General features: G+C 32.7%; 6 protein-coding genes. 1 reads left to right on the top strand and 5 read right to left on the bottom strand.

The annotated features are described in order from the left end of the window. Positions 1-28: 28 nt before the first annotated feature. From IDG64_RS12690 to IDG64_RS12680, 3 genes are all read right to left on the bottom strand, one after another. Positions 29-691 carry a potassium channel family protein gene (locus IDG64_RS12690; RefSeq protein ID WP_000514290.1) on the bottom strand — a complete coding sequence of 221 codons (663 nt, stop codon included), beginning with the start codon at positions 689-691 and terminating at the stop codon, positions 29-31. A 132-nt stretch (positions 692-823) separates the two neighbouring features. Continuing rightward, a complete protein-coding gene (locus tag IDG64_RS12685; RefSeq protein WP_000638456.1) occupies positions 824-1,843 on the bottom strand; it encodes a cytochrome d ubiquinol oxidase subunit II in 1,020 nt (339 codons plus the stop codon). Beyond that, complete coding sequence (locus tag IDG64_RS12680; RefSeq protein ID WP_000381849.1) at positions 1,840-3,201, bottom strand: cytochrome ubiquinol oxidase subunit I; 1,362 nt, start codon at positions 3,199-3,201, stop codon at positions 1,840-1,842. The genes IDG64_RS12685 and IDG64_RS12680 overlap by 4 nt, the downstream gene beginning before the upstream one ends. Before the next feature lie 197 nt (positions 3,202-3,398). Here IDG64_RS12680 and nrdH point away from each other — a divergent pair, with 197 nt between their 5' ends. Next, the gene (gene nrdH, locus IDG64_RS12675) at positions 3,399-3,632 is read left to right on the top strand and encodes a glutaredoxin-like protein NrdH (RefSeq protein ID WP_001289614.1); all 234 of its coding nucleotides are present in this window, start codon (positions 3,399-3,401) and stop codon (positions 3,630-3,632) included. Positions 3,633-3,868: 236 nt separating this feature from the next. Here the strand turns inward: nrdH and ptsP are convergent, their stop codons facing one another. Both ptsP and IDG64_RS12665 read right to left on the bottom strand, forming a co-directional pair. Beyond that, on the bottom strand, positions 3,869-5,587 hold the full coding sequence (gene ptsP / locus IDG64_RS12670; RefSeq protein WP_000040054.1) for a phosphoenolpyruvate--protein phosphotransferase: 1,719 nt from the start codon (positions 5,585-5,587) through the stop codon (positions 3,869-3,871). Positions 5,588-5,589: 2 nt separating this feature from the next. Further along, positions 5,590-5,856 carry a phosphocarrier protein HPr gene (locus tag IDG64_RS12665; protein WP_000437472.1) on the bottom strand — a complete coding sequence of 89 codons (267 nt, stop codon included), beginning with the start codon at positions 5,854-5,856 and terminating at the stop codon, positions 5,590-5,592. Positions 5,857-6,000 lie beyond the last annotated feature (144 nt).

Raw genomic sequence — 6,000 nt, 5'->3', positions numbered from 1 at the left:
GAAAATATCATTTCTGTCCCACTCCCGATTATCTCGTCGCAATATTTTTTTCAAAGCGATTTAAATCATTATCATGTCCAATCATGATTAAAATATCACCTATTTCTAAATTAATATTTGGATTTGGTGATATGATGAACTCTTTGCCTCGTTTAATTGCAATAATGTTAATTCCATATTGTGCTCTTATATCTAAATCAATGATAGACTGCCCCGCCATCTTTTCAGTTGCTTTCAATTCTACAATAGAATGCTCGTCTGCCAACTCAAGATAATCAAGTACACTTGCACTCGCAACATTATGCGCAATACGTCTACCCATATCACGCTCAGGGTGCACAACCGTATCTGCTCCAATTTTATTTAAAATCTTTGCATGATAATCATTTTGTGCTTTAGCAGTTACTTTTTTTACACCTAACTCTTTTAAAATTAAAGTCGTCAACGTACTTGATTGAATATTTTCACCAATTGCCACAATGACATGATCAAAGTTACGGATACCTAAACTTTTCATAACTGCTTCATCTGTAGTGTCTGCAACAACCGCATGAGTAGCGATATCACTATATTCATTCACTCTATTTTCATCATGGTCGATGGCCATTACATCCATGTCTAATGCATTCAACTCACGAACGATACTACCTCCAAAACGACCTAGACCGATGACTACATATTCTTTACCCATACTCGCCCTCCATTAAATGATTTTCATCAATTCATTGAAAATATAAATTTAAAATTATTATAAATGAGTACCCCAACTAAATTATCTAAATGCAGTAATGCAAGTAAATGAAAGTTGGGGTATCGTCTCAACTTATGATTTCTTTCCTTCAACATATTCTTTGTCGAAAACAAATAATCTTAATAATAATATTAACGATGGAAGTAATAAAAGTAAACCTAAAATAAAGACAATCACTAATGTCCAGCCCATTTCTGGATTAACATATGCATCTGTAATTTTTACAAACGGATATAAAAGGTATGGCAATTTACTAATTCCATAGCCAAAGAACGCGAACATCATTTGTAAAATAACAAATACAAAAGCCAAACCATGTTTTTTCTTAAAGAATGTTAACAATGAAGCTAATGCAAAGAATAAGAAACTTATACCAAACATCCACCAATAGTCAAAAACAGCTGAATAAAAATGTTCAGAATTTTGAATGCGTAATGATAGAAATACGAATAAACAAATGATAATCATCGGCGGCCCTAAAAATATGTGCCATTGTCTTGTTAAATTATATGCTGGTTCGTCATTTGCTTTTTTAGCATAATATGTCAAAAATCCTGATGAAATATATAAAACTGAAATAATTGCCAAGAATACTACAGACCAAGCAAATGGGCTTAATAATAACTGCACCCAATCTAGATCGATAACATTGTTTCGAACATTAATATAGCCACCTTCTGTAATAGTTAAAGCAGTAGATAATGAAGCTGGAATTAATAATCCACTTACCCCATACATGATCATCCATGCTAATTTTGTATCTTGACCATAATTTTCAAATGCATAAAAACTGTTTCTCAACGATATCATAATCAGTGCTATTGAACCTGGTATTAACAATACCGTGCCTAAATATTTGATTGACTCTGGAAAGAAACCTACGAATCCTACGAAGAAGAAAACAAAGAATACATTCGTAACTTCCCAAACTGGGTTTAAATAACGTGAAATTAAGTGATTAATTTTCTTTTCATCACCAGTTAACTTTGAATGCAATGCGAAGAAACCTGCCCCAAAATCTATAGAAGCAATAATGATATAGCAAAATAAAAACAACCATAACACTGTTATACCTATAAATGCATAAATCATTTTTCTATTTCTCCTCCTTGCTTCTTGGCTAAACGATTTACATCTTCATACGCCGGTTTATTTTTAAACATACGAATTAATACGTATGCACATGTATACATTAAAATGATGTACAATATGCCAAATAAAATTGTAACGAAGGTTATTCCGCCTGCTTGTGTTGCTGCTTCTGCCACGCGCATATAACCACGAACAATCCAAGGCTGTCTACCCATCTCTGTTAAGAACCATCCAAATTCTATAGCTAGCATTGAAGCTGGGCCTGTTAATAATATTCCATAAAGCATCCATTTATGAGTAGAAAACTTTCTAAGCTTTTTAAACATTAAAGTTAAGACATAAACACCTGAAATGACAAAACATAAAATTCCCATCGTTACCATTAAATCAAAGAAATAATGGACGATCATAGGCGGATGTAAACTTTTTGGAAAATCATTTAACCCTTGTACTTTAGTTTTGACACTATTATCTGCTAAGAAACTCAATAGTCCAGGTAATTCAATCGCACCTTTAACTTGCTGAGTCTTTTCATCTAACACACCAAATAATAATAATTTGGCATGGGAAGATGTATCGAAATGCCATTCATAAGCTGCTAATTTTTCAGGTTGGAATTTATGCAAAAATTTTGCAGATAAATCCCCTGCCAACATAGAAAGTAATGTTGAAAAGAATCCAACTATCATAGACATTTTCAAAGCTTTCTTATGGTAGACAGTATCTTTAGGTTGACGATTACGCAATAATTTAAAAGCTGCTATTGATGCAATAACAAATGCCATCGTCATACCGGCTGTAGTAATTACGTGAAATGATCGAACTATAAACGATGGGTTAAACATCGCTTCTATAGGTTGAACATTGACCATCTTTCCATTCTTCAACTCAAAACCTGCAGGCGTATTCATAAATGAATTCACTGAAGTAATGAAGAATGCTGAGAAAGAGCCACCAATAATTACTGGTATACTAATTAAGAAATGTGTCCATTTATTTTTAAAACGATCCCAAGTATATAAATATATACTTAAGAAAATAGCTTCAAAGAAGAACGCAAATGTTTCCATAAATAATGGAAGTGCAATAACGTGTCCACCCATTTCCATAAATGTAGGCCAAATCAATGATAATTGAAGTCCTATAATTGTACCTGTAACAACTCCCACTGCTACAGTAATTGTATAAGCTTTAGCCCATCTTTTGGCCATAGCTATATATTGAAGATCATTTTTGCGAATACCTAAAAATTCTGCAATTGCGAACATTAAAGGCATACCAACACCAATCGTTGCAAAAATGATATGAACTGCTAAAGTCATAGCTGTCAAAAACCGACTGATTTCAACTGTATCCATTTAAAAACATCACCTTTTTCTTTTTTTGATGACAACACAATGAACTTAATTATAATTGCTATAATGTGTATTTTTAAAACATTATGCGCTATGAAATTGTGTATAATTTATGTCAGTTCACAATGTGTTCACAAATTTGAATTTCAATGTATAATTGTGTATATTACATTAGAATAAAGCACGAAGGAGCATGATATATGTCAGAAATAATCGTTTATACGCAGAATGATTGTCCACCTTGTACATTTGTAAAAAATTATCTAAATGAGCATCACATTGATTTTGAAGAGAGAAATATCAACAATCAACAATATCGAAACGAAATGATAGATTTTGATGCTTTTTCAACTCCGTTTATTTTGTTGAATGGCAATCCAATGTACCATGTTGATCTTGATGAAATCAACAAAGTATTAAATATCCAAGATTAATTTTCATCTAAATCAACTTCATCATTTATAGCTATCATAAATTAAATATCGATTTTTAAATTAACTAACATTAATTAAAGAACAACATTTTGTTAATGACACATAGTTGTTTAATTAGTTAGCAACAACATTCCATTGAAATTAACATAAATCATAAAAAAGAACCCGAAGTATTCATAATTACTCACAATGAATACTTCGGGTTTATTTATAATTCTGTCTTTCGAAAGAATTAATTATTTTACGTAGTTGTTAACTAATTCAATAACTTCTTCTTGCGTTGCACAGTCGACTGCACGGTTAGCAAGTTCAGTCATTTCATTTTTACTTAAACCATTAATTTGTCTTCTTGCTTTCAGAATAGACGTTGCACTCATAGAGAACTCATCTAAACCTAAACCAAGCAATAATGGAATAGCTGTTTCATCTCCAGCCATTTCACCACACATACCTGTCCATTTACCTTCTTTATGTGACGCTTCAATAACTTGTTTAACTAAACGTAAGATTGAAGGGTTATATGGTTGGTATAGATATGATACACGCTCTGACATACGGTCAGCAGCTAATGTGTATTGAATTAAATCATTTGTACCGATACTGAAGAAATCTACTTCTTTAGCAAAGACATCAGCTAATGCTGCTGTTGCAGGTATCTCTACCATGATTCCTAATTCTATATCATCCGAAATGTCATGACCTTCATTTTTAAGGTTTTCTTTTTCTTCTAATAATATAGCTTTAGCTTCTCTAAATTCGTTAATTGTTGCAACCATTGGGAACATGATATTTAACTTACCATAAACTGATGCACGTAATAATGCACGTAGCTGTGGTCTGAAAATATCTTGTTGCGCAAGGCATAAACGAATCGCACGGTAACCTAAGAATGGATTCATTTCTTCAGGCAAGTTTAAGTATGATAATTCTTTATCTCCACCTATATCTAAAGTACGTACAACAACACGTTTACCGCCCATTGCTTCTAATACTTCTTTATAAGCTTCAAATTGTTCTTCTTCTGTAGGCATTTGGTCACGACCCATATATAAAAACTCAGTTCTATATAAGCCGATACCTTGTGCACCATTTTCAATAACACCTGGCAAATCATTAGGTGTACCAATATTTGCAGCAAGCTCTGCGTGAACACCATCAACTGTAACAGTATCAGCATCACGTAGTTTTTGTAATTCTTTCTTGTCAGCAAAATAACGCTCACGTTTATCTTGATAAGCGATTAACTCATCTTCAGTTGGATTAACGATTACATCACCATTTAATCCATCTACGATAATCATGTCGCCTTGTTTAACTTCTTGAGTAATTGATTTTGTACCAACAATTGCTGGAATTTCTAAAGAACGACTCATAATTGCAGAGTGACTTGTTCTTCCGCCAATGTTTGTAGCAAAACCTTGTACGAATTCTTTATTTAATTGAGCAGTATCAGATGGCGTTAAGTCATTCCCTACAATAACAACGCTTTCATCAATCATACTCGGATTCGGTAATTCTACACCTAAAATATGTGATAACACACGTTTAGAAACGTCGCGAATATCAGCCGCACGTTCTTTCATGTATTCGTTATCCATAGATTCAAAAATTGTAACAAATTGTGTTGTTACATCCGTTAATGCTGTAGCAGCATTAGCGTTTTCATTTTTAATCTTATCTTGGATTGGTTGAATTAATTCAGGGTCATCTAAAACTAATAAATGTGCATCAAAGATAGCAGCTTTATCAGCACCTAGTTGAACCTCTGCATTATTTCTAATTTTAGTTAACTCAACTTTAGAAGCTTCGATAGCGCTATTGAACTTTGCAACTTCTCCTTCAACATCAGTGACTTTTTCATTTTTGTCGAATGTTAAGTCTGGCTCAACTAATAAATAAGCTTTAGCAATTGCGACACCATCAGATGCGGCAATACCTTTAATTAATTTAGACATGATTATTTAGTCAATCCTTCTTTTGATAAGACGTCACTGATTGCTTGAATGGCGTCAGATTCATCACTACCGTCAGCATAAATTGTAATTTCAGCATCTTTACCAACACCAAGGCTCATAACACCCATGATTGATTTTAAGTTTACTTTCTTACCGTTATATTCTAATTGAATATCAGAATCGAATTTTGAAGCTGTTTGTACTAACATTGTTGCTGGTCTAGCGTGAATACCAGTCTCGTCGATGATTACATATGAATTTTGTTCCATAATTACATTTCTCCTTCGTATAGTTAGAATCTTCAATATTATTACAATACTAACTTAGTTTTATACATTAACTTTACCAAAACCATGCTTTAAATTCAATTCGTTTAAAACCGGTTTCAGTAAAATTTGCAAATTGCAAAACTA

It is taken from the genome of Staphylococcus sp. EG-SA-15, assembly GCF_017151895.1.
Taxonomy (GTDB): domain Bacteria; phylum Bacillota; class Bacilli; order Staphylococcales; family Staphylococcaceae; genus Staphylococcus; species Staphylococcus aureus.
The sequence above is the reverse complement of the archived record's forward strand: the minus strand, read 5'-3'. Positions and strand labels throughout refer to the sequence as shown.